The organism is Nocardioides halotolerans DSM 19273, assembly GCF_000422805.1.
Taxonomy (GTDB): domain Bacteria; phylum Actinomycetota; class Actinomycetes; order Propionibacteriales; family Nocardioidaceae; genus Nocardioides; species Nocardioides halotolerans.
Genome location: NZ_KE383924.1, coordinates 44,446 through 64,552, shown reverse-complemented (window position 1 = coordinate 64,552; position 20,107 = coordinate 44,446). Strand labels below are relative to the sequence as shown.

Below are 20,107 nucleotides of genomic sequence, written 5' to 3'. Positions count from 1 at the left end.
CGGTCAGGGTTCAGCTCGAGGCGCGCATGGCCCGGAGCCCCACCCACAGGCCGAACGCCGCGACGACCGCGGACGCGACCGCACCCGAGACCACGGTGTCGACCGGGAGCGTCCCGGCGAACAGCGCGCGCTCGGCCTCGACGACGTAGGTCAGCGGGTTGGCGTGCGACGCGGCGCGCAGCCAGCCCGGCGCCCCCTCGAGCGGCAGCAGCACGCCGGCCAGCAGCAGCACCGGGAAGATCAGCGTCTGCTGCACCGTCCAGAACAGCCACTCCTGGTCCTTCGACGCCAGCGCGAGCGCGAAGCTCAGGGCGCCCACGCCGATGCTGAACCCGGCGAGCACGACCACGCCCACGAGCACGTGTGCGAGGTGCAGGTCGAAGCTGAACGGCGTCACGACCGCCACGATGATCGCGGCCTGCATCAGCATCGGGACGATCTCCTTCAGCGCGCGCCCGACCAGCAGCGACGACCTGGACAGCGGCGAGACGAGCAGTCGCTCGTGCGATCCGGTGACGATCTCCTGGGTGAGGTTGGCGCCGGTGAACGACGCTCCCATCAGCGCGGTCATCGCGATGATCCCCGGCACGAACCACTGCAGGGCCGAGCCGTTCTCGACCTCGGGCAGCAGCGGCGCGAACAGCCCGAGGAAGACCAGCGGCTGGACCATCGCGAACAGGACCGAGGCCGGCTCGCGGAAGACCGGCCGCAGCTCGCGCACCATGACGTTCCAGGTGTCGGCCAGGACGCCGGGCGCCTGCGGCAGCACCACCTCGCGCGGCGCGGTGCGGACGGGGCTCTCGATGGTGCTCTCGGTGGCGCTCTCGATGGTGACGGTCATGCTGCTGCTCCCTTGCTCTCGATGCCGCTCTCGTCGGTGGACTGCTCGTTGCTCTCGCGCAGGCTGCGCCCGGTCAGCTCGAGGAAGACGTCGTCGAGCGTCGCGCTGGCGACCTCCACCCGGCGCACCGGAGCGCCGGCCGACTCGAGGTCGACGACGAACCTCGCGACCCGGTCGGCCGCACCCGCGGCCCGTGCGCGGACCGTCGTGCCGACCCGCTCGACCGACGCCGCCTCGCCCGGGCCGACCAGCGCCCACGACGCACCCTCGGCGGCGATCGTCGCGGCCTCCTCGTCGGCGAACGCGAGCGTGACGAGGTCGCCGAGCCCGGACCTGAGCCGGCTCGCGGTGTCGTCGGCGATCACCCGGCCGTGGTCGATCACGATCACCCGGTCCGCGATCGCGTCGGCCTCCTCGAGGTAGTGGGTGGTGAGCACGATCGTGGTGCCCTGCTCGTCGTGCAGGCGGCGCACCTGCTCCTGGAGGTTCGCGCGGTTCTGCGGGTCGAGCCCGGTCGAGGGCTCGTCGAGGAACAGCACCTGCGGGGTGTGCACCAGCCCGATCGCGACGTCGAGCCGGCGGCGCTGGCCGCCCGAGAGCGTCGAGACCGGGCGCATCGCGTGCTCGGAGAGGTCGAAGGCGTCGAGCAGCTCCTCGGCCCGGGCGTGCGCCGCGGCGCGCGACAGCCCGAACGCCCGGCCCTGGCTCACCAGCTCGTCGCGGCCGCGCTGGGCGTGGCCTGCGGCGTTGCCCTGGCCGACGTACCCGATGCTGCGCCGGACCTCGCGCCGCTCGCGCACCACGTCGTGACCGGCGACCGTGGCGGTGCCGGCGGTGGGCTCGATGAGCGTGGTGAGCATCCGGAGCGTCGTGGACTTGCCGGCGCCGTTGGGGCCGAGGAAGGCGACGAGCTCGCCGTGGCCGACCTCGAGGTCGAGGCCGCGGACCGCCTCCACCGTCTTCTTGTGCCGCGTGAAGTGCCGGGTGAGGCCCTCGGTCCGGATGACCGGCTGCGCGAGTGCTGCTGGGCGAGGTGTCGGGTTCATGACGATGACGCTAGAAGCGATTCAGGCCAGTTCCTGTCCGCAATGAGAATTAGTCTCGGCGGCATGAACACCAGCGCCCGGATGCTGCGCCTGCTCTCGCTGCTCCAGACCCACCGCTACTGGCCCGGAGGCGAGCTCGCCGGCCGGCTCGAGGTCAGCCCGCGCACGCTGCGCCGTGACGTCGACCGGCTCCGCGAGCTCGGCTACGTCGTCGACGCGGTCCGCGGCGTGGCCGGCGGCTACCAGCTGCGGGCCGGCGGCCAGCTGCCGCCGCTGCTGCTCGAGGACGAGGAGGCGGTGGCGATCGCGGTCAGCCTCCAGTCGTCGGCGGCTGGCGGCACCCCGGGCATGGAGGAGACCGCCGTGCAGGCGCTGTCGAAGGTGATCGCCCTGATGCCGCCGCGCCTTCGCCGGCAGATGGACGCGCTGCGTTCGCAGACCGAGCGGCTGCCCTGGTCGGGCGGCCCCGCGCTCGATCCCGGGCTGCTCAGCACGCTGGCGCAGGCCTGCCGCGACTGCGAGCCGCTCCACTTCACCTACACCGCGCCCCCGCGAGACGGGCGGAGTGCCGAGACCACCGACCGCTGGGTGGAGCCGCACCGGATGGTGTCGATGGGCCGACGGTGGTACCTCGTCGCCTACGACCGCGACCGGCAGGACTGGCGGTCCTTCCGTGTCGACCGGATCAGCGAGCCGCGCACCACCGGTCAGACGTTCCGGCAGCGCGAGCTCCCCGCGGCGGACGCGCTGTCGTTCGTCCAGTCGGGGATCCGCCGGATGCCGCAGCGCTACGCCGTGCGCATCGTCTTCGACGCGGACCCTGCCGACGTCACGGCGGTGGCAGGGCACTGGGCGGCGGTCTCCGGGACGCCGGGACGGGCCGTGCTCGAGATGAACGTCGACACCCTCGAGTGGCCGATGTTCATGCTCGCCAACGTCGACGCCGACTTCACCGTCGAGTCGCCGCCCGAGCTCGTCACGGTGGTGGGCGCCGCGGCGGCGCGCTTCGGGCGGTCCGGGCCCGCCCGCGCGCACCCGGATGTTTGAAATGTCCTGTTCGGAGGCACGATCGAGCAGATACTCCCGGGGGGCAGCTGACAACCAGGAGGGCCCTTGAACGGGATATCCGGCTCGCTCGACACCTTGGCAGGAGTGCCGCTCCACCTGGCGCTCGAGCACACCGGGGTGGGCGTGGTGGCCTGCGACGCCGAGGGCAACCTGACGCTGCTCAGCCCCGCCGTCCAGAAGATGTTCGGGCTCGACTACGCGCCGCTGCCCGAGGAGGTCCTCCCGGACGTGTTCCGGCTCTACCACGCCGACGGCACCACGATCATGGCTCCCGACGAGATGCCCATCGCGCGGGCTCGCGGTGGACAGTTCATCAACGACGAGGTCGTCGCGGCGCACGATCAGGACGGCGCCACCATCTACCTCCGCTGCAACGGCGCACCGCTGCTCAACGACGCCGGCGAGCCCGACGGGGCCCTGGTCCTCGTCCAGGACATCACCGCCGAGCACGAGGCGACCCTGCGCTCCGAACGGCTGCGAGCGCGGCTGGTCGAGACGATCAACCACGAGTTCCGCACGCCGCTGGCCGCCCTCCTCGCGCACGTCGAGCTGATCCACGACCACCGCGACCGGCTCGACGACCTCGACCCCGACCTGCCGGCCTCGCTCGACGCGATCGAGCGGTCCGGCTGGCGGTTGCGCGACCTCGTGCAGGAGGTCGCGGACCTCGTCGCCTGCGAGGGCGACGAGGCGCCCGCCGACCGGCGCCCGCGCCGCATGCGCGCGGTCTGAGACCCGCGCTCAGACGAGCGCGAGCTCGGCCTCGTCGCGCGCCCACTCCGAGGGCCGCGGCACCGACCGGACCGTCCGGCTCAGCGTCGGGACGAGCGCCACGGCGACAGCCACGCCGATGAGCACCAGCATGGTGGTCGCACCCCCGAGGCTCGCCAGCAGCGCGCCGCCCAGGACGGGCGCGAGCGGCATCGTGCTCCAGCTGGTCAGCATGCCCACCGACTGCACCCGGCCGATCAGCTCGGGCGGCGTGATCGACATCTTGTAGGAGGAGATCCCGGCGTTCCCGGCCGGGTTGAAGAACAGGCCGACCGACAGCGAGACCATCACGGCCGCGGGGTGGTTCCACACGACGAGCGGGACCAGCAGCGGCACGAAGCTCCACGCGACCAGGACCGTCAGCCGGCCGGTGGGGAGGAGGTCGATGAGGCGCGGGGCGGCGATGGCGCCGAGGATGCCGCAGACCCCGGCGGCGGTCGACACGAGACCGATCGACCACGGCGCGTAGCCGGCCTGGATCAGCCTGAGCTCGGCGGCGACGAAGACCGCGTTGACCACGAGGTTGGAGCACATGCCCCAGAGCATCAGCGTGCGGAAGAACGGCCGGCTCCACTGGAACCGGAAGCCCTCGGCGACGTCGGCGCGAGCGTTGCGGCGCGGGCCCGTGCCGGGGGTGGGGGAGAGGTCGGTGCGCAGGCGGCCGAGCAGCAGCCACGAGACCGCGAAGGTCACCGCGTCGAAGAGGAACGGCGCCCACCGCGTCACGGCGTAGAGCGCGCCGCCGAGCGGTCCGCCCAGCAGGTGGCCGACGTGCTGGCGCGCCTGCTGCTGGCTGAGCGCCGTGGGCAGCTGCTCGCGTGGCACGACCGAGCGCACCGCCGACATCTCGGAGGGTGCGAAGACGCCCGCGCACGCACCGCTGAGCAGCGCCACCACGAACAGGTGCGGCACGGTCAGGTCGCCGAGCACGCCGGCCACGACGAGCGACGCGTAGAGCAGGACGCCGATGCCCGACGCGCAGCGCATCACCAGGCGGCGGTCGACGCGGTCGGCCAGCAGGCCGGCGGGCAGCAGCGCCAGCGCGGTGCCCAGCAGCTCGAAGCCGCCGGCGAGACCGGCGAGGAACGCCGACCCGGTCACGGCGTAGGTCACCAGCGGGAAGGCGAACATGCTCACCTGCGTGCCGAGCTCGCTGACGGTCTGCCCGATCCAGAGCACGGTGAAGTCGTGGTTCTTGCGGAGGTCGCGGAAGCCGGTCATATGCGCAACAATAAGTGCGCAATTAGAATTGCGCAAGTAGTGGTGCTGAATTTGCTACAGTGCTCGGCATGACTCACCCCGAGCTGCACGACCCGCGGGCGCTCCGCGCGATCGCGCACCCGGTCCGCAGCCGGATCCTCACCGAGCTCGAGGCGAACGGCGCGCTGCGCGCGGCCGACGTCGCGCAGCTGCTCGGCATCCCGGCCAACCAGGCGAGCTTCCACCTGCGCTCGCTGGCCAAGTTCGGGCTGGTGGAGGAGGACCCGTCGGCGGCGCGCGACCGGCGCGACCGGGTCTGGCGCGCGGCCGAGGGGGCACGGTTCGACGTCTCGATCAGCGAGCTCGAGAAGACGCCCGACGGCCGGGCGGCCTCGAAGGTGTTCCGGCGGAGCAAGGAGGCATGGGCGCACCGCGTGGTCGAGCTGGCCTACGGCGAGGACCGCACCCCCGGAGTCCACCGGGCCATCACCGAGCAGGCGGTCCGGCTGACCAAGGCCGAGGCGCGCGAGCTGACCGAGGAGCTGGTCGCGGTCGTCGACGGCTGGCGCCAGCGCCAGCGGGACGAGGCCGACGACGAGCGCACGACCTACCACGTGTTCCAGGTCGTGCAGCCCTATCCCGACACCTCCGCGGGCTCCTGATGGCCGCTCGCCTCCGCACCGCCGACCCCGCCGAGGTGGCAGCGGCTCTCGCCCGGGTGGCGGAGCGGCCCGAGAGCGCCGACCTGCGGCTGCTCACCAAGCACTTCCTCGCGCTCCTCGAGCAGCGCGCGCCGGGCCACTCCGTGGAGGTGCGCGTGCCGCCCTACGCCGCGGTGCAGGTGATCCCGGGGGTCCGGCACACGCGGGGAACCCCGCCGGCCGTCGTGGAGACCGATGCCGAGACCTGGATAGCCCTCGCCACGGGCGAGCTCGGCTGGGCCGAGGCCCTCGGCGGCGCGCGGGTCTCCGCCTCCGGCGAGCGCACCGACCTCGCGCCGTACCTCCCCCTGGGGTGAGCGGTCGGGCGAAGGAAATGACGAGGACGGGGCATATGCCTGGGGGGTCTCCTAGCGCTACCGTCACGCGGTCCGGGGGGATGGCGATCTAGGAGAAGACGTGCGGTTGAGGTTCGGCACCGCCCTGGCACTGGCCACCACCGCGTGGATCGTGCTCCCGCTCACCCCGGCGCACGCCGACCGCGAGAAGGGCCCCAGCAGCAGCTGCACGATCGTCGGCACGCCCGGCCCCGACGTGCTGCGCGGCACGAAGCACGACGACTTCATCTGTGGCCTCGGCGGCGACGACAAGATCCTCGGGCGCGGCGGCGACGACGTCCTCCAGGGCGGCGGCGGCGACGACCTGCTGATCGGCGGTCCGGGCAACGACGTGCTCGGCGGCGGTCGCGGCAACGACACCCTCAACGGTCTCGACGACGCCACCGCCCGCGACCGGATGCGGTGCGGTCGCGGCAAGGACCAGGTCAAGGCCGACGTCCCCGACATCGTCCGCAGGACCTGCGAGAAGGTCGAGCAGGACGACGCGCCCACCGACCTCGGCCTCGCCCCGGCCTCGGTCGCCGAGAACCAGCCCGGCGGCACCGCCGTCGGCACGCTCAGCGCCACCGACCCCGACCCGGGCGACGCCCACACCTTCACGCTGGTGGCCGGCCCGGGCTCGGCAGACAACGGCTCGTTCACGATCGTCGGCGCGACCCTGCGCACCGCCGGCCCCCTCGACTTCGAGACCACGCCGAGCCAGTCGGTGCGGGTGCGGGCCACCGACTCCGGCGGGCTGTCGGTCGAGAAGGCACTGACGGTCACGGTGGTCGACGTCGACGACCCGCCGGCCGCGGCCGACGACGCCAAGACCGTCGCCGAGGACGCCGCGCCGACCGCGATCGACGTGCTCGCCAACGACACCGACCCCGACGGCGGACCCAAGCTGGTCGCGTCGCTGACCCAGCCGGCCCACGGCACCGTGGTGATCACCGGCGGCGGCTCGGGCGTGACCTACGAGCCGGACGCCGACTACTGCAACACACCACCGCCGTTCGACACCTTCACCTACACCCTCAACGGCGGCGACGTGGGCTCCGTCGACGTCACGGTCACCTGCGTCGACGACCCGGCCGTGGCGGTCGACGACGCCACGACCGTGGCCGAGGACGCGCCGGCGACCGTGATCGACGTCCTGGCCAACGACACCGACGTCGAGGGCGACCCGTTCTCGGTGACGGCGGTCGGCGCCGCCGCGCACGGCACCACGTCGTCCACCGCGAGCAACGTGACCTACACGCCGGCGGCGAACTACTGCGGGCCCGACAGCTTCACCTACACGATCACCGGCGGCGACAGCGCCACGGTCTCCGTGACGGTCACGTGCACCAACGACGCGCCGGTCGCGACCGACGACACGAAGTCGACCACCGAGGACCTCCCGCTCGTGTTCCCGGCCACCGACCTCCTCGGCAACGACACCGACCCCGACGCGGGCGACACCCTGAGCGTGACCTCGGTCAGCAACCCCACGGGCGGCACGGTCTCCCTGGCCACGGGCACGGTCACCTTCACGCCAACCGCGAACCTCTGCGGACCGGCGGCCGGCGGCTTCGACTACGTCGTCAGCGACGGCACGCTCTCCGACACCGGTCACGTCACCGTCGACGTCACGTGCGTCAACGACCCCGCCGTGGCGGTCGACGACACGAGGACGGCCACCGAGGACGCCACGACCGGCTTCCTGGTCCTGACCAACGACTCGGACCCCGAGGGTGACCCCTTCTCGATCATCGCGGTCACCGACCCGCCGCACGGCTCGGTGACGTTCAACGCCACCTCGGTGGCCTACACGCCCGACGCGGACTACTGCGGGCCCGACAGCTTCGACTACACGATCACCGGCGGTGACACCGCGACCGTGTCGGTCGACGTCACCTGCGTCAACGACGCGCCGGTCGTCGACCTCGACACGACCGCGGGCGGCTCTGGCTCCACCGCGACGTTCAGCGAGACCTCGCCGCACACCGGCAACGGCGTGCTGGTCGCGCCCGACGCCGCGGTGACCGACGTCGACGACGCCAACCTCGAGTCGCTCACGGTCGTGCTCACCAACCGGCCCGACGGCGACGCGCTCGAGTCGCTCTCAGCGACGATCCCGCCCGGCAGCGGCATCGCCGGCGGCACCTACGTGCCGGCCACCGGCACGCTGTCGTTCACCGGCACCGCGTCGAAGGCCAGCTACGCGGCCGTGGTCGCCTCGATCCGCTACGACAACACCAAGGCCGTGCCCAGCACGACCGACCGGATCATCACCGTGGTCGTCGACGACGGCGACCTCGCCTCCGCGACGGCCACCGCCACGGTGCACGTGGTGCCGCTCAACCTGCCGCCGGTCAACACGGTGCCCGGCGCGCAGACGATCGACGAGGACACGGTGCTGACCTTCGGCGCGGGCAAGGTCATCAGCGTCACCGACGGCGACCACGGCTCGCTGGACGTCGCGGTCACCGTCACCCATGGCACGTTCACGCTGTCGGGGACGGCCGGGCTGACCGTGACCGGCAACGGCACCGCCTCCGTCACCCTGAGCGGCACCCTGGCGAACCTCAACGCCGCACTCAGCGGTGCGACGTACACCCCGGCCGCCGACTACAACGGCCCCGCGCTGCTGACGATCACCAGCACCGACGCGCTGAGCGCCGCCGACACCGACACCGTCGCGATCACCGTGACCTCGGTGAACGACGCGCCGTCGGCGACCGGGCACACGGTGACGACCAGCTCGGGCATCGGTCTGACCATCAGCGCGAGCGACAGCGGCGACCTCAAGGAGGGCGCCACCGACCCCGACGACCCCATCGGCGACCTGACCGTGCAGCTGGTGCCGGGCTCGGTGAGCCCGGCCACCGCCACCGTCACCCTGCTCAGCGGTGCCGACGGCTCCTTCTACGTCGAGCCGCCGGGCGGTCTCTCCGGCGCCGGGGCGGTCACCTTCGCGTTCCAGGTCTGCGACGACAACGCCGGCGACCCCCAGCAGTGCAGTGCGCAGCAGACCCAGACCGTGAACGTCTCCGGCCCGGACCGCTGGTTCGTCGACGACACCGACGCAGCGGGCTGCGCGGCGGCCTGCACCGGAAGCCGGACCAAGCCTCTGGTCGGGCTCGGCGCGCTGCCTGCCGGCCGCGGCACCGGTGACCGCGTGTTCCTCTTCAGCGGGAGCTACGGCGCAGGGCACACGTTCCCGGCCAGCGAGGTGCTGGTCGGCCAGGGCGCCACCGGGAGCTTCGACGCGCTCCTCGGCGTCACCGTGCCCGCGAACGGCACCCTCGACAGCCGCCCCTCCCTCGGCGGCACCCGACCAGCGCTCGCCGGGACCGTGACGCTGGCCACCGACGCGGCGCTGCGCGGCGTCGCCATCAGCACCGGCGCCGCCACTGGCCTCACCGACCCCGCCGGGGCGACCAACGGCGTCGCGGTCGCCGAGACCTCGGTGGCCACCACGACCGGCACCGCCGTGCTGCTCGACGGGATCGGCGGCACGATCGTCGTCGACTCCGTCGGCCACAGCGGCGGCTCGGGTGCGGGGATCGCCGTGCAGGCGAACGCCGCGGCGCTCGCGTTCAGCAACGTCACGATCAGCTCGGGATCCGCGCCCGCCTTCAGCGTCACCGGCGCCACCGGCACCGTGGCGACGACCGGGACCAACACCCTCACCACCACCACCGGCACCGCGCTGCGAGTGTCGGGAGGCACCGAGATCGGCGGCCCGGGGCTGACCTTCCGCAGCGTCTCCAGCAACGGCGCCGCCAACGGCATCGTGCTCAGCAACACCGGCCCGTCCGGCGGGCTGAGCGTCACCGGCAACGGCGGTGCCTGCGCCGCGGTCGCCGACGCCTGCAGCGGCGGCACCATCCAGAGCAGCACCGGCGACGGCATCTCGCTCACCTCGACCCAGCACGTCTCGCTGAACCGGGTGAAGGTCGTCGACAACCTCGGCAACGGCGTCCGGGGTGCCTCCGTGACGGACTTCCAGATCGCCGACTCGGTCGTGGACAACAACGGCGACGACGCGGCCACCGACGAGGCCGGCCTGCACCTGACCAACCTCGCCGGCACGGCCGGCATCGTGCGGACCCTGGTCGCGCACTCCCCGGAGGACAACGCGCGGATCGTCAACACCAGCGGGACGCTGAGCCAGCTCAACGTCACCGACAGCATCTTCCGCGACACCGACACGGTCTCGCCCGGCAACAACGGGCTGCTCCTCCAGGCCGACGGCGGCAGCATCAACGCCGACGTGCTCGGCTCGTCGTTCCTGCGCAACCGGGCCAACGGCCTCCAGGCCGTCACCAACCTCACGGGCACCATGACCGTCGAGGTCAACGACAGCGGGACGGCCGCGAGCGTCTTCGACGACAACAACATCGGGGTGAACCTCGCCCACAACTCCTCGGGTTCCTTCACCTACGACGTGCGCAACACGACCGTCGACGGGCTCAACGTCCCGGCCGGGACCGGCGGCAGCGCCTCGCCGATCAACGTCAACCTGGCCGCCGCGGCCACCTCGACGATGACCGGCACCCTGCTCGGCAACACGCTGACCAACAGCAACTCCACGACCGGCCCGGGCATCCGCATCACCAGCAACGGGACGGCCACCCTCACCACGCTCGTCACCGGCAACAACGTCTCGCAGGTCGCCAACCGGGGCATCGAGATCATCGCTCGCGACGGCAGCAGCCGGATCAACGCGACGGTGACCAACAACGTGGTCAACCTCAACCACGCCTTGGCCGGCGACGCCATCCGCCTCGACGCGGGAGCCGTCAGCACCGACACGACCACGGTCTGCGCGGACATGTTCGGCAACACCGCCACGACCTCGGCCGTGGGTCTGTTCGGGATCCGGGTCCGGCAGCGGTTCGCCGGCACCCACTTCCTGCTCGAGGGCTACGCAGGCTCGGCGACCGACGACGCGGCCGTGCAGGCCTTCCTCGCCGGCCAGAACAACGCCGCCACGACGAGCGCCGACCACGCGGGTGCCGGCTTCACCTCCGGGAACTGCCCGTGACCGGCGGCAGAGACGAGACCAGGAGCCACCATGGCTGAACCCTTCCTCGGCGAGATCCGCCTGATGTCGTTCAACTTCGCGCCCAAGGGCTGGGCCGCCTGTGACGGCCAGATCCTTCCGATCAACCAGAACCAGGCGCTGTTCTCCCTGCTCGGCACCATGTACGGCGGCAACGGCCAGACGACGTTCGCCCTGCCCGACCTGCGGGGGCGGGTCCCGATCCACCAGAGCGACTTCCACACCATGGGCGAGCGCGCCGGGCAGGAGGCGCACACGCTCACCGTCGCCGAGCTCCCGCAGCACACCCACGTCGTGCACGCGACCACGGCCACCGGCGACACGCCGGTGGCGCCGGGCAACCTGCTCGCCGACTCGCCGAGCCAGCTCTACGGATCGCCGTCCGGGCTGACCACCCTGCACCCCTCCACGGTGGGCGCGGTGGGTGGCAGCCAGCCGCACCAGAACCTGCAGCCGTACCTGACCCTGAACTACTGCATCGCGATCTCGGCCGGCATCTTCCCGAGCCCGAACTAGAGGAGCAGCAGATGGCACAGCCCTACGTGGGTGAGGTGAGGATCTTCGCCGGCAACTTCGCGCCGGCGGGCTGGGCCTTCTGCAACGGCCAGCCCCTGGCGATCTCCGAGTACGAGACGCTCTTCCAGCTGATCGGGACGACGTACGGCGGCGACGGCCAGTCGACGTTCAACGTGCCGGACCTCCGCGGCCGGTTGGGGGTGCACAAGGACACGCCGATCCCCGGGAACTACCCGATCGGCTCCAGCGGCGGCGTGGAGACCGTGACCCTCACGACCACGCAGATCCCGAGCCACCGCCACGCGATGCTCGTGTCGACCGGGGTGGCCACGCAGTCCTCGCCGGCCAACAACGTGCTCGCGCAGTCGACGGCCGCCGACCTCTACATCGAGGACACCGCCACCGCCGCGCTCGCCGCCTCGTCGATGGGCACGGCCGGGGGCAGCCAGCCGCACGACAACCTGCAGCCCTACCTCTGCATCAACCACATCATCTCCCTGTTCGGGATCTTCCCGAGCCCGACCTAGGAGCCGCCGCGTGGCCGATCCCTTCGTGGCGGAGATCCGGATCTTCGCCTTCCAGTTCGCCCCCAGGGGGTGGGCGCTGTGCAACGGGCAGCTGCTCCCGATCTCGCAGAACACCGCGCTCTTCTCGCTCCTGGGGACGACGTACGGCGGCAACGGCCTGAGCAACTTCGGGCTGCCCGACCTCCAGGGCCGGGCCGTGATGCAGCCCGGCCAGGGGCCCGGGCTGAGCAACCGAGCTCTCGGCGAGGCCGGAGGCACCGAGACGGTGACGCTGCTCAGCACCGAGATGCCGGCGCACTCGCACACGGTCAACGCCAACCCCGACTTCGCGGATGTCCAGAGCCCCACGCCCGCCCGCAGCCTGGCCCGCTCGCAGAACGCCAACGCCTACAAGGCCCCGGCCGGCCAGCCGCTCACCCCCCTCGCGGCTGAGGCCCTGTCCCCGGCCGGCAGCAGCCAGCCGCACAACAACATGCAGCCCTACCTGACGCTCTCGTTCAACATCGCGCTCCAGGGCGTCTTCCCACCCAGGTGAGTGAGCGATGACGCCGACGGCGGAGGTCACGCTCCGCCCCACGACCGACGCGGACCGCGAGCTGCTCCTCGCGGTCTACGCGTCGACGCGCGCCGACGAGCTCGACCAGGTCGCCTGGCCACCCGGCGCGCGCGAGGCCTTCGTCGAGATGCAGTTCGCGGCCCAGGACGAGGACTACCACCGCACCAACCCCGAGGGCTCGTTCTCGGTCGTCGAGGTGGCGGGCCGGCCCGCCGGCCGGCTGTACGTCGACCGCCGGCCCGGCGACCTCAGGATCGTGGACGTCGCACTGCTGCCGGAGTTCCGCGGGCAGGGCATCGGCACCGCGCTGGTCACGGCGCTCCAGGAGGCGGCGGCCGCGGAGGGCCGCATCGTCAGCATCCACGTCGAGGTGCACAACCCCGCCCGCGCGCTCTACGACCGGCTCGGCTTCCGGGTCGCCGAGGAGGTCGGCGTCTACCTGCGGATGGAGTGGTCGGGGTGACCGGCCACGCGCGCTCAGGCGAAGACCGCTTGGTACTGCACGCCGTCGGGTCCGCTCCCGACCGGCACCAGGAAGACGTCCATCGGGTCGAGCTCGGCGTGCTCGACGCGGTGCGTGGCCTGGGGCAGCACCGGCCCCACCGGCCCGCGGAAGACCAGCGAGAACTGCGACCTCGGCGCGCCGTCAGGACCGGCGCCGCCGGGCCGGTCGCTCTCGACCGCCTCGACCAGCTCGGTGCGGACCGACGGCCCGTCGTACGCCGACACCACGAACTCCTCGCCCACCCGGCCCTCGAAGAGGTCGAAGGTGAGCCACACCGGCTCGGCCACCTGCCGATGCTAGACCCGTCCGAGGCCAGGAGGGCCCGATGACCAGCACCACCCGCCGCAACCTGCTGCGTGCGACCGTGATCGGCGCCGCGCTCGCCCCGGTCCTCGTCGCTCCCGAGGTCTTCGCCGCGGCCACCACCCGCCGCGACCTCTACCAGCGCAGCCGGTTCGCCGTGCTGCGCCGCAAGTCGTTCCGGATGGAGGGCGCCGGGCGGCACTGGCGGATGCGGCTCACCGCCGTCGACAACCTCGCGAACGGGAAGCGGCGTGACCCGCGCGCCTTCGGTCTCACCTTCCGCGCGGGGGCCGCCGGGCCCGAGCAGGGCTCCTACGTGTTCCGGCGGCCCGGCTTCAAGCCGACCACGCTCTTCGTGGTCCCGAGCGACCCCGGGCGGCGCACCTACCAGGCCGTCATCTTCCGCAAGCCCTGAGGAGCGCCACCCGGAGCCTCGTGGTCAGCGGACCTTGCCCCGGACCTTGACCTGCGCCGGCGTCAGGCCCGCGCCGCCGCCGTAGCTGACGACGTAAGTGACCTTCTTGCGCGGCTGCTTCTTGAGCGTGACCACGACCTTGCCGTCGTGCACGACGCCCCGGCCGACGACCTTTCCGCCGCGGGTCACGGTGACCGGGCCGGTGGTGTCGAGGCCGGCTGCGACGACCTGCGCGGTGATGGCCACCCTGCCCTTGCCCTTCGCCTTCATCGAGGCCGTCACGGCCGGTCGGGCCGGGACGACGGCGACGGCCGGGCTGGAGGCCTCCGCGCTCCGGTAGCCGCTCGCCGCGCCGGTCACGGTCACCGAGACCGAGTGCCCGGCGTCCGCCGGGCCGAGGCCGTACGACGCGGCGGTCGCGCCGGGGATCGGCGCGCCGTCGCGCTTCCAGACGTAGCCGACGGTGGCCGCGACCGGCCCCGAGGGTCCGTGCACGGCGGGCGCGGTCGCGGTGAGCCGCTGGCCCACGACCGCGGTCCCGGCGACGATGGGCGCCCCGTCGAAGCGCAGGTCCTTCGCACCCACCGGGACGACGTCGTACCGGCGGATGATGAGCGCGCCGTTGCCGACGTTGTCGACGGCCACGACGTCGACCTCGTGGCTGCCGAGCGACGTGGTGTCGATCCGCGATCCCTGGGCCGGGCCCTCGCACGTCTTGACGCCGGTGAAGTCGTCGGCGCAGGCGTAGTGGAAGTAGTCCTCCTCGCCGAGCTCGAAGACCGGCTGCTCGGTGCCCATCTTCCCCTGGAAGATGACGCGCGGGATCTGGCCGTCGACGCCGACCGTCTTGGTGACCTCGGACTCCTCGCCCCGGCTGTTGACCGCGGTCACCGTGACCTGCGTCAGCCCGGGCGTCGACACGTGGATGTCGCCGCCGCCGGTCACGCCGGAGAACGGGAGCGAGCCGGTGCCCGACGCGGCGCCGGTGAGCCGGTAGGTCAGCGACGTGATGGTCGGCGGCGGCACGGCGATGCCGCCGCCCGCGGTGACGTGCACGTCGACGCTCTCGGCGTACCACCCCTCCCAGGGGCTGGTGGGCAGGGTCACGAGCAGGATCGGCGCGGCCGCGTCGCCCGTGGGGGCGGCGGGACGCGCTTGGTCGGCGGAGGCCACGGTGGCCGGCAGCGCCAGCGAGGCGCCGGTGACGGCCAGCACGGCCGCCGCGAGGACTGTCTTACGCACGGTTCTCTCCTTGCAGGATGGGGCTGCGGCCGAGGGCCAGCCACAGCGAGACGACGACGAGCTCGGCGGCCGCGAGGGCCGGGATGCCGGGCACGCCGGTGACGAACACGAAGGCCAGGACGAGCACGGACACCGCCGCGGTGAGGGTGCCGAGACCGCGGCTGACCAGGCGCTCACGCCAGGCCATCCAGGTGAGGGCGGCGCCCGCGACGAGCACGCCGTACCAGCCGATGTAGGGACTGAAGTCGTTGAGCATGAAGTAGACGAACGTCCCGCGCTCGTCGAACGACGTGCCCTCGGGCGCGCTGGGCAGGTAGCGCGAGAGCGCACCCATCCAGCCGTAGGCCAGGGTCAGCGCCCCCGCTGACGCGAGGAGGCCGCCGCTGACGACCGGGGCCGCGGTGGACCAGTCGAACTGGCTCTCCACCCGTCGCCGCCACTGGGCCGCGAGGACGATCAGGCAGCCGACCGAGAGGTAGCCGAGCACCACCGCGAGGTGGTACCTCCCCGGGTCCAGGTCCGCCATGTCGGCGGGGGTCACGGTGTAGCCGCTGCCGCTGGTCTCGGCCGCGGGACGGTCGTTGAGGAAGACGGTGGCGACGAAGCCGAGCGCTCCGGCGGGGAGGCCCCAGAGCGGCCACGTGGTGAGCCGTGGACCCGGCGACCTGGCGGGCGCCAGCTCCTCGGTCACGAGCGATGTGGTCATGCGAAGTCACCTCTGCAGGTGTCGGCCGGTGGGCCGGTCCGGCACCCTGCCGGACACCACCACCGTCGGCCGCGCGGCGGCCCGGGCGGCAGAGACCGCGAGCCTCGATCCGACGGGCCGCGCCGCCCGCCCGATCTGGGACTCCCGTCCCGGGACCGGGGTCAGGCCTCGGGGCGCTCCAGCCCGATGCCGGCCTCGCGGGCCTTGACCACGAGCGAGGCGCGATCGCTCACCTGCAGCTTGGTGAAGATCGAGTAGACGTAGTTGCGCACGGTCTTGCTCGACAGCACCAGCGACCGCGCGATGGCGGCGTTGTTGTGGCCGCGGGCCAGCAGTGCGAGCACGTCGCGCTCCCGCTCGGTGAGCTCGGCGAACGATCCGCCGAGGCTGGCCCGCGAGCTCGAGAGGAAGCCGAGGGCCCGCGCGGCGACCTGCGGCCCGAGCATCACCGCGCCGTCGGCGACGGCCCGCACCGCGCGCTCGACCTCGTCAGGGGTCGAGCCCTTGACCAGGTAGCCGCGGGCGCCGGCGCGCACGGCGCCGAACAGCGCGTCGTCGTCGCCGAACATCGTCACGACCAGCACACCGACCTCCGGCGCCTCGCGCAGGATCTCGCGGGTCGCTGCGATGCCCGAGCCGCCGCCGAGGTCGAGGTCCATCACCACGACGTCCGGGCGCTCGGCGAGCACCACCTCGACCGCCTGCTCCTGCGCGGCCGCCTCGCCGACCACGAGGAGGCCGGGGATCTCGCCGAGCAGCGCGACCATGCCGATGCGGAACACCGGGTGGTCGTCCACGACGACGACCCTGATCGGGGAGCCGGTCACGGGCTGGGTCATGGCAGCTCCATCCGTACGACGGTGCCGGTGCCCGCGGGTGCGGGGCCGACGTGGACCGTGCCTCCGAGCTCCTCGGCGCGCTCGCGCATCGAGGACAGGCCGACGCCGCGGCGCGGCGTGCCGCTGATCCCGACACCGTCGTCGGTCACGAGGAGGACGGTCGGGCCCGAGGCCGTGCCGGCGACCTCGACCGAGACGGAGTCGGCACGCGCGTGCCGGTAGGCGTTGAAGACGGCCTCGGCGGCGACGTGGTAGATCGCGAGCTGCTCGCGGGTGTCCAGCCCGTCGGCGCCCCGGCACCGCACGCGCACGTCCAGCCCCGACCCGGCGAACCGCCTGGCCATCACCTCGAGCGCCGGGCCGAGCTCGCCGTCGTCGAGCTGGAAGGGGAGCAGCGATCGCGCCAGGAGCCGGACGTCGTCCGTGCGGCGCTCGACCTCCGCCTCGAGCTCGGCCAGCAGGGCGGCGGCACCCTCGGGGTCGTGGAGGAGGCGACGCTGGGCGGCGGCGAGGCCGAGGCCGACGCCGGCCAGGGCCGGGCCCATCCCGTCGTGGAGGTCGCGGCGCAGCATCCGGCGCTCCTCCATCCGCACCTCGACCAGGCGGCTGCTCGCGGCCTCGAGGCGCCGGTTGACGACCTCGAGCTCGAGCGCGACGCCGAGCACGCCGCGGAGCTGGTCGAGCTGGTGGCGGGTGCGGGCGTCGAGCCGCTGCCCGTCGACGGGTGAGACCAGCAGCCTGCCGAGCGGGCGGCCGTCGACGAGCAGGGGCAGGTCGGCCTCGACCCGGTCCAGGGCCCCGGAGCCGGCGCGGACCTGCTGGTCGAGGCTGCGCACCTCGACCCCGCCCAGGCGCAGGTCCGACCGGAGCGCCGCGACCAGGGCGTCGAGCCGGGTGCGCGCGTGGTCGGGCGCCGGCTCGAGTGCGCCCAGCAGGCGCACCGGGTCGGTGCCGTCGCCGTAGACCAGCCGGTCGACGCGGCCCTGGAGGAACCAGCGCAGCGGCTGCCCGAGCGCGACGACCACCCCGACCGCGACCAGGCCCGCGACCTCCTCCGAGCCGGGCAGGAGCCTGCCGCCCAGCCACGCCAGGCCGGCGTACCCGACGACGACGGCGCCGGTGAGCAGCGCCCAGACGGTCACCCGGCTCACGGCGAGGTCGATGCCCCAGAGCCGCTGGCGCAGCACCACCACGAGCAGCGCGACGGGCAGGAAGGCCTGGGCGATGATCAGGCTGACGCCCGAGACCTCGTAGACGAGCTCGGCGGCGCCGCCGTCGAAGCGCACGAACACGATCGGGGCGAACGCCGCGGTCAGGAACAGCACGCCGACGCATAGCCAGCCGAGTCCCCGGCCGCGGTCGTCGCGGGCGCGGAGCCACTGCCACCCGAGCCAGACCGCGCCCGCGAGGCCGAGCACGGTGACGCACCGGTCCGCGTGCAGGTGCAGGTGCTGGAGGAACACCTTCCAGGGCTCCACCCGGACGGCGAGCGGGTTGTCGATCCCCTGGTAGGGATAGGTCGCCACGCGGAGCGTCGCGAGCGCGACGGCGACCACGCCGGCCACGACCACCGGGCGGGCCCACCGCGCCGGCCGGACCAGCCAGGGCATCACCGCCATCGAGGCGTAGGTGCCGGGGGTCCAGACCCAGCTGCCGACCACGGCGACCGCGTCGCCCGCGGGCAGGTCGCGGTCGTGCGCGAGCACGGCGTACTCCGAGGCGAACCCCGACAACCCGCACCCCAGCGCGACCAGCACCATGATCCACGCGACCGGGTGCCGGACGCGGGGGAGCATCACGACGACGACGGCGCCGTAGACCACGGCGGACAGGACGTCCATGAGCCAGTAGGCCAGCTCGGCCGGCGCCTCGCGGTTGACCGCGAGCAGCACCACCGCCCCACCCGCGGCCGCCCACGAGACGAAGGCGACGCCGAGCGCCACGAGACGCCAGCCGACGCTGGTGGTGGCCACCGCGGCCGGGCTCCTCTGCAGCACCGGGTCATTATCGGGTCCGGGACGGCCCGGGGTTCAGGTGCTGCTGTCCCGGTCGGCCGGGACGCCGCGTCGAGCGGGTCCTAGGGTCGTGTCATGACCGACGACCTCCGCGCGACGGTGCGCGACCTGATGCCCGCCCTCCGCTCCGACCTCGAGGACCTGGTCCGGATCCAGTCGGTGAGCGCCGACCCGGCCCGCACCGGCGAGGTGTGGCGCAGCGCCGACGCGGTCGCCGACCTGTTCCGCGCCGAGGGGTTCGTCGAGGTCGACATCGTGAGCGCCGACGGCGGCGCCCCGGCCGTGATCGCGCGCAAGGCCGGCCCCGAGGGCGCGCCCACGGTGCTGCTCTACGCGCACCACGACGTGCAGCCCGAGAACGACCCGGCCGACTGGGACTCGCCGCCGTTCGAGCCGACCGAGCGCGGCGAGCGCCTCTACGGGCGCGGGGCCGCCGACGACAAGGCCGGGATCGTCACCCACCTCGGCGCGATCCGCGCGTACGGCGACGACCTGCCGGTCAACGTGGTGATGTTCGTCGAGGGCGAGGAGGAGGTCGGCTCCGACACGCTGCCGGCGCTGCTGAAGGAGCACCAGGACAAGCTGCGCGCCGACGTCATCGTGATCGCCGACTCCGGCAACTGGGACATCGGCGAGCCCGCGCTGACCACGTCGCTGCGCGGCCTGGTGCGTGCGGACATCGAGGTGCGCACCCTCGGGCACGGCGTCCACTCCGGCATGTGGGGCGGGCTGGTGCCCGACGCGATCATGACCCTGAGCCGGGTGATCTCCAGCCTCTACGACGACGCCGGCAACGTGGCGGTCGAGGGGCTGTTCCAGGGGCCGGCCGCCGACGTGGAGTATCCCGAGGAGCGGCTGCGCGCGGAGTCGGGCGCGCACGGCTCGGTCGAGTGGATCGGCGACGGCCCGGTGGTCGAGCGGCTGTGGACCCGCCCGGCTCTCAGCGTCACCGGCCTCGACGCGCCCAAGGTCGACGGTGCGTCCAACACGCTGGTGCCGGTCGCCCGCGCCAAGCTCAGCCTCCGCATCGCACCCGGCGACACCACGGCCAACGCCGTCGAGTGCCTGCGCCGCCACTGCGAGGCCCACGTCCCGTGGGGTGCTCAGCTCACGTTCACCGTGGTCGATACCGGCGAGCCGACCCGGATCGACGCCACCGGCCCGGCCTACGACGCCGCTCGGGCGGCGTTCGAGGAGGCCTGGGACGGCGTCGCCCCCATCGACATGGGCGTCGGCGGCTCGATCCCGTTCATCGCCGAGTTCCTCGAGGCCTTCCCCGAGGCCAGCGTGCTGGTCACCGGCGTCGAGGACCCCGACACCCGCGCCCACGGCGCCAACGAGGGCCTCCACCTCGCCGAGTTCGAGCGCGTGGTCCTCGCCGAGACGCTCCTGCTCCGCAACCTCGCGGCCCGCTGAGGACCCTCGCGGGTCGTTGTGCATAAACACGAGTCACCTACTACAGTTACGG

At 73.1% G+C, this 20,107-nt stretch carries 19 protein-coding genes; 11 read left to right on the top strand and 8 right to left on the bottom strand.

The window, feature by feature from the left end; translation table 11 throughout:
* Positions 1 to 10: 10 nt before the first annotated feature.
* Both G514_RS0118780 and G514_RS27770 read right to left on the bottom strand, forming a co-directional pair.
* A complete protein-coding gene (locus tag G514_RS0118780; RefSeq protein WP_157545010.1) occupies positions 11 to 841 on the bottom strand; it encodes an ABC transporter permease in 831 nt (276 codons plus the stop codon).
* Positions 838 to 1,887, bottom strand: coding sequence for an ABC transporter ATP-binding protein (locus G514_RS27770; RefSeq protein WP_051247783.1), 1,050 nt, complete (start codon positions 1,885 to 1,887; stop codon positions 838 to 840). The genes G514_RS0118780 and G514_RS27770 overlap by 4 nt, the downstream gene beginning before the upstream one ends.
* Before the next feature lie 63 nt (positions 1,888 to 1,950).
* Here G514_RS27770 and G514_RS0118770 point away from each other — a divergent pair, with 63 nt between their 5' ends.
* Positions 1,951 to 2,934, top strand: a complete 984-nt coding sequence (locus G514_RS0118770) for a helix-turn-helix transcriptional regulator (protein ID WP_036565536.1) — start codon at positions 1,951 to 1,953, stop codon at positions 2,932 to 2,934.
* 66 nt (positions 2,935 to 3,000) lie between these two features.
* The gene (locus tag G514_RS0118765; RefSeq protein WP_084152232.1) at positions 3,001 to 3,687 is read left to right on the top strand and encodes a histidine kinase dimerization/phospho-acceptor domain-containing protein; all 687 of its coding nucleotides are present in this window, start codon (positions 3,001 to 3,003) and stop codon (positions 3,685 to 3,687) included.
* A 9-nt stretch (positions 3,688 to 3,696) separates the two neighbouring features.
* Here the strand turns inward: G514_RS0118765 and G514_RS0118760 are convergent, their stop codons facing one another.
* Entirely contained in the window at positions 3,697 to 4,947 is a 1,251-nt protein-coding gene (locus tag G514_RS0118760) for an MFS transporter (RefSeq protein ID WP_028652997.1), read from the bottom strand.
* A gap of 68 nt (positions 4,948 to 5,015) precedes the next feature.
* Here G514_RS0118760 and G514_RS0118755 point away from each other — a divergent pair, with 68 nt between their 5' ends.
* The 7 genes from G514_RS0118755 (at position 5,016) to G514_RS0118725 (ending at position 13,077) form a co-directional block, all read left to right on the top strand.
* Positions 5,016 to 5,588: a winged helix-turn-helix domain-containing protein gene (locus G514_RS0118755; protein WP_028652996.1), complete on the top strand. Its 573-nt coding sequence runs from the start codon at positions 5,016 to 5,018 to the stop codon at positions 5,586 to 5,588.
* The gene (locus G514_RS0118750; RefSeq protein WP_028652995.1) at positions 5,588 to 5,944 is read left to right on the top strand and encodes a sterol carrier family protein; all 357 of its coding nucleotides are present in this window, start codon (positions 5,588 to 5,590) and stop codon (positions 5,942 to 5,944) included. Before G514_RS0118755 ends, G514_RS0118750 begins: the two co-directional genes overlap by 1 nt.
* A gap of 100 nt (positions 5,945 to 6,044) precedes the next feature.
* Positions 6,045 to 10,997 carry a beta strand repeat-containing protein gene (locus G514_RS29495; RefSeq protein WP_051247781.1) on the top strand — a complete coding sequence of 1,651 codons (4,953 nt, stop codon included), beginning with the start codon at positions 6,045 to 6,047 and terminating at the stop codon, positions 10,995 to 10,997.
* Positions 10,998 to 11,027: 30 nt separating this feature from the next.
* Positions 11,028 to 11,531, top strand: a complete 504-nt coding sequence (locus tag G514_RS0118740) for a phage tail protein (RefSeq protein ID WP_028652994.1) — start codon at positions 11,028 to 11,030, stop codon at positions 11,529 to 11,531.
* 11 nt (positions 11,532 to 11,542) lie between these two features.
* Complete coding sequence (locus tag G514_RS0118735) at positions 11,543 to 12,058, top strand: phage tail protein (RefSeq protein ID WP_028652993.1); 516 nt, start codon at positions 11,543 to 11,545, stop codon at positions 12,056 to 12,058.
* A gap of 10 nt (positions 12,059 to 12,068) precedes the next feature.
* Positions 12,069 to 12,593 (top strand): phage tail protein, encoded by a 525-nt coding sequence (locus G514_RS0118730; RefSeq protein WP_028652992.1) that lies wholly within the window; start codon positions 12,069 to 12,071, stop codon positions 12,591 to 12,593.
* A 7-nt stretch (positions 12,594 to 12,600) separates the two neighbouring features.
* Positions 12,601 to 13,077, top strand: coding sequence for a GNAT family N-acetyltransferase (locus tag G514_RS0118725; protein ID WP_028652991.1), 477 nt, complete (start codon positions 12,601 to 12,603; stop codon positions 13,075 to 13,077).
* Between the two features lie 14 nt (positions 13,078 to 13,091).
* On the opposite strand, the gene G514_RS0118720 is transcribed toward G514_RS0118725, so the two are convergent.
* Positions 13,092 to 13,406 (bottom strand): DUF6916 family protein, encoded by a 315-nt coding sequence (locus G514_RS0118720; protein ID WP_028652990.1) that lies wholly within the window; start codon positions 13,404 to 13,406, stop codon positions 13,092 to 13,094.
* Between the two features lie 38 nt (positions 13,407 to 13,444).
* Here G514_RS0118720 and G514_RS0118715 point away from each other — a divergent pair, with 38 nt between their 5' ends.
* Positions 13,445 to 13,837: a DUF6916 family protein gene (locus G514_RS0118715; RefSeq protein WP_028652989.1), complete on the top strand. Its 393-nt coding sequence runs from the start codon at positions 13,445 to 13,447 to the stop codon at positions 13,835 to 13,837.
* A 24-nt stretch (positions 13,838 to 13,861) separates the two neighbouring features.
* On the opposite strand, the gene G514_RS0118710 is transcribed toward G514_RS0118715, so the two are convergent.
* From G514_RS0118710 to G514_RS0118695, 4 genes are all read right to left on the bottom strand, one after another.
* Positions 13,862 to 15,079, bottom strand: coding sequence for a hypothetical protein (locus tag G514_RS0118710; protein ID WP_157545008.1), 1,218 nt, complete (start codon positions 15,077 to 15,079; stop codon positions 13,862 to 13,864).
* Entirely contained in the window at positions 15,072 to 15,785 is a 714-nt protein-coding gene (locus tag G514_RS0118705; protein ID WP_028652987.1) for a hypothetical protein, read from the bottom strand. The genes G514_RS0118710 and G514_RS0118705 overlap by 8 nt, the downstream gene beginning before the upstream one ends.
* Positions 15,786 to 15,946: 161 nt before the next feature.
* Complete coding sequence (locus G514_RS0118700; RefSeq protein WP_028652986.1) at positions 15,947 to 16,624, bottom strand: response regulator; 678 nt, start codon at positions 16,622 to 16,624, stop codon at positions 15,947 to 15,949.
* The gene (locus tag G514_RS0118695; protein WP_028652985.1) at positions 16,621 to 18,621 is read right to left on the bottom strand and encodes a sensor histidine kinase; all 2,001 of its coding nucleotides are present in this window, start codon (positions 18,619 to 18,621) and stop codon (positions 16,621 to 16,623) included. The genes G514_RS0118700 and G514_RS0118695 overlap by 4 nt, the downstream gene beginning before the upstream one ends.
* Before the next feature lie 93 nt (positions 18,622 to 18,714).
* On the opposite strand from G514_RS0118695, the gene G514_RS0118690 reads away from it, so the two are divergent.
* Positions 18,715 to 20,055, top strand: a complete 1,341-nt coding sequence (locus tag G514_RS0118690) for a dipeptidase (protein WP_028652984.1) — start codon at positions 18,715 to 18,717, stop codon at positions 20,053 to 20,055.
* Positions 20,056 to 20,107 lie beyond the last annotated feature (52 nt).

Bases quoted from the DNA above. Each gene is read 5' to 3' on its own strand.
- G514_RS0118780 (WP_157545010.1), bottom strand. From the start codon at position 841: ATGACCGTCACCATCGAGAGCGCCACCGAGAGCACCATCGAGAGCCCC.
- G514_RS27770 (WP_051247783.1), bottom strand. From the start codon at position 1,887: ATGAACCCGACACCTCGCCCAGCAGCACTCGCGCAGCCGGTCATCCGG.
- G514_RS0118770 (WP_036565536.1), top strand. From the start codon at position 1,951: ATGAACACCAGCGCCCGGATGCTGCGCCTGCTCTCGCTGCTCCAGACC.
- G514_RS0118760 (WP_028652997.1), bottom strand. From the start codon at position 4,947: ATGACCGGCTTCCGCGACCTCCGCAAGAACCACGACTTCACCGTGCTC.
- G514_RS0118755 (WP_028652996.1), top strand. From the start codon at position 5,016: ATGACTCACCCCGAGCTGCACGACCCGCGGGCGCTCCGCGCGATCGCG.
- G514_RS0118750 (WP_028652995.1), top strand. From the start codon at position 5,588: ATGGCCGCTCGCCTCCGCACCGCCGACCCCGCCGAGGTGGCAGCGGCT.
- G514_RS0118740 (WP_028652994.1), top strand. From the start codon at position 11,028: ATGGCTGAACCCTTCCTCGGCGAGATCCGCCTGATGTCGTTCAACTTC.
- G514_RS0118735 (WP_028652993.1), top strand. From the start codon at position 11,543: ATGGCACAGCCCTACGTGGGTGAGGTGAGGATCTTCGCCGGCAACTTC.
- G514_RS0118725 (WP_028652991.1), top strand. From the start codon at position 12,601: ATGACGCCGACGGCGGAGGTCACGCTCCGCCCCACGACCGACGCGGAC.
- G514_RS0118715 (WP_028652989.1), top strand. From the start codon at position 13,445: ATGACCAGCACCACCCGCCGCAACCTGCTGCGTGCGACCGTGATCGGC.
- G514_RS0118705 (WP_028652987.1), bottom strand. From the start codon at position 15,785: ATGACCACATCGCTCGTGACCGAGGAGCTGGCGCCCGCCAGGTCGCCG.
- G514_RS0118700 (WP_028652986.1), bottom strand. From the start codon at position 16,624: ATGACCCAGCCCGTGACCGGCTCCCCGATCAGGGTCGTCGTCGTGGAC.
- G514_RS0118690 (WP_028652984.1), top strand. From the start codon at position 18,715: ATGACCGACGACCTCCGCGCGACGGTGCGCGACCTGATGCCCGCCCTC.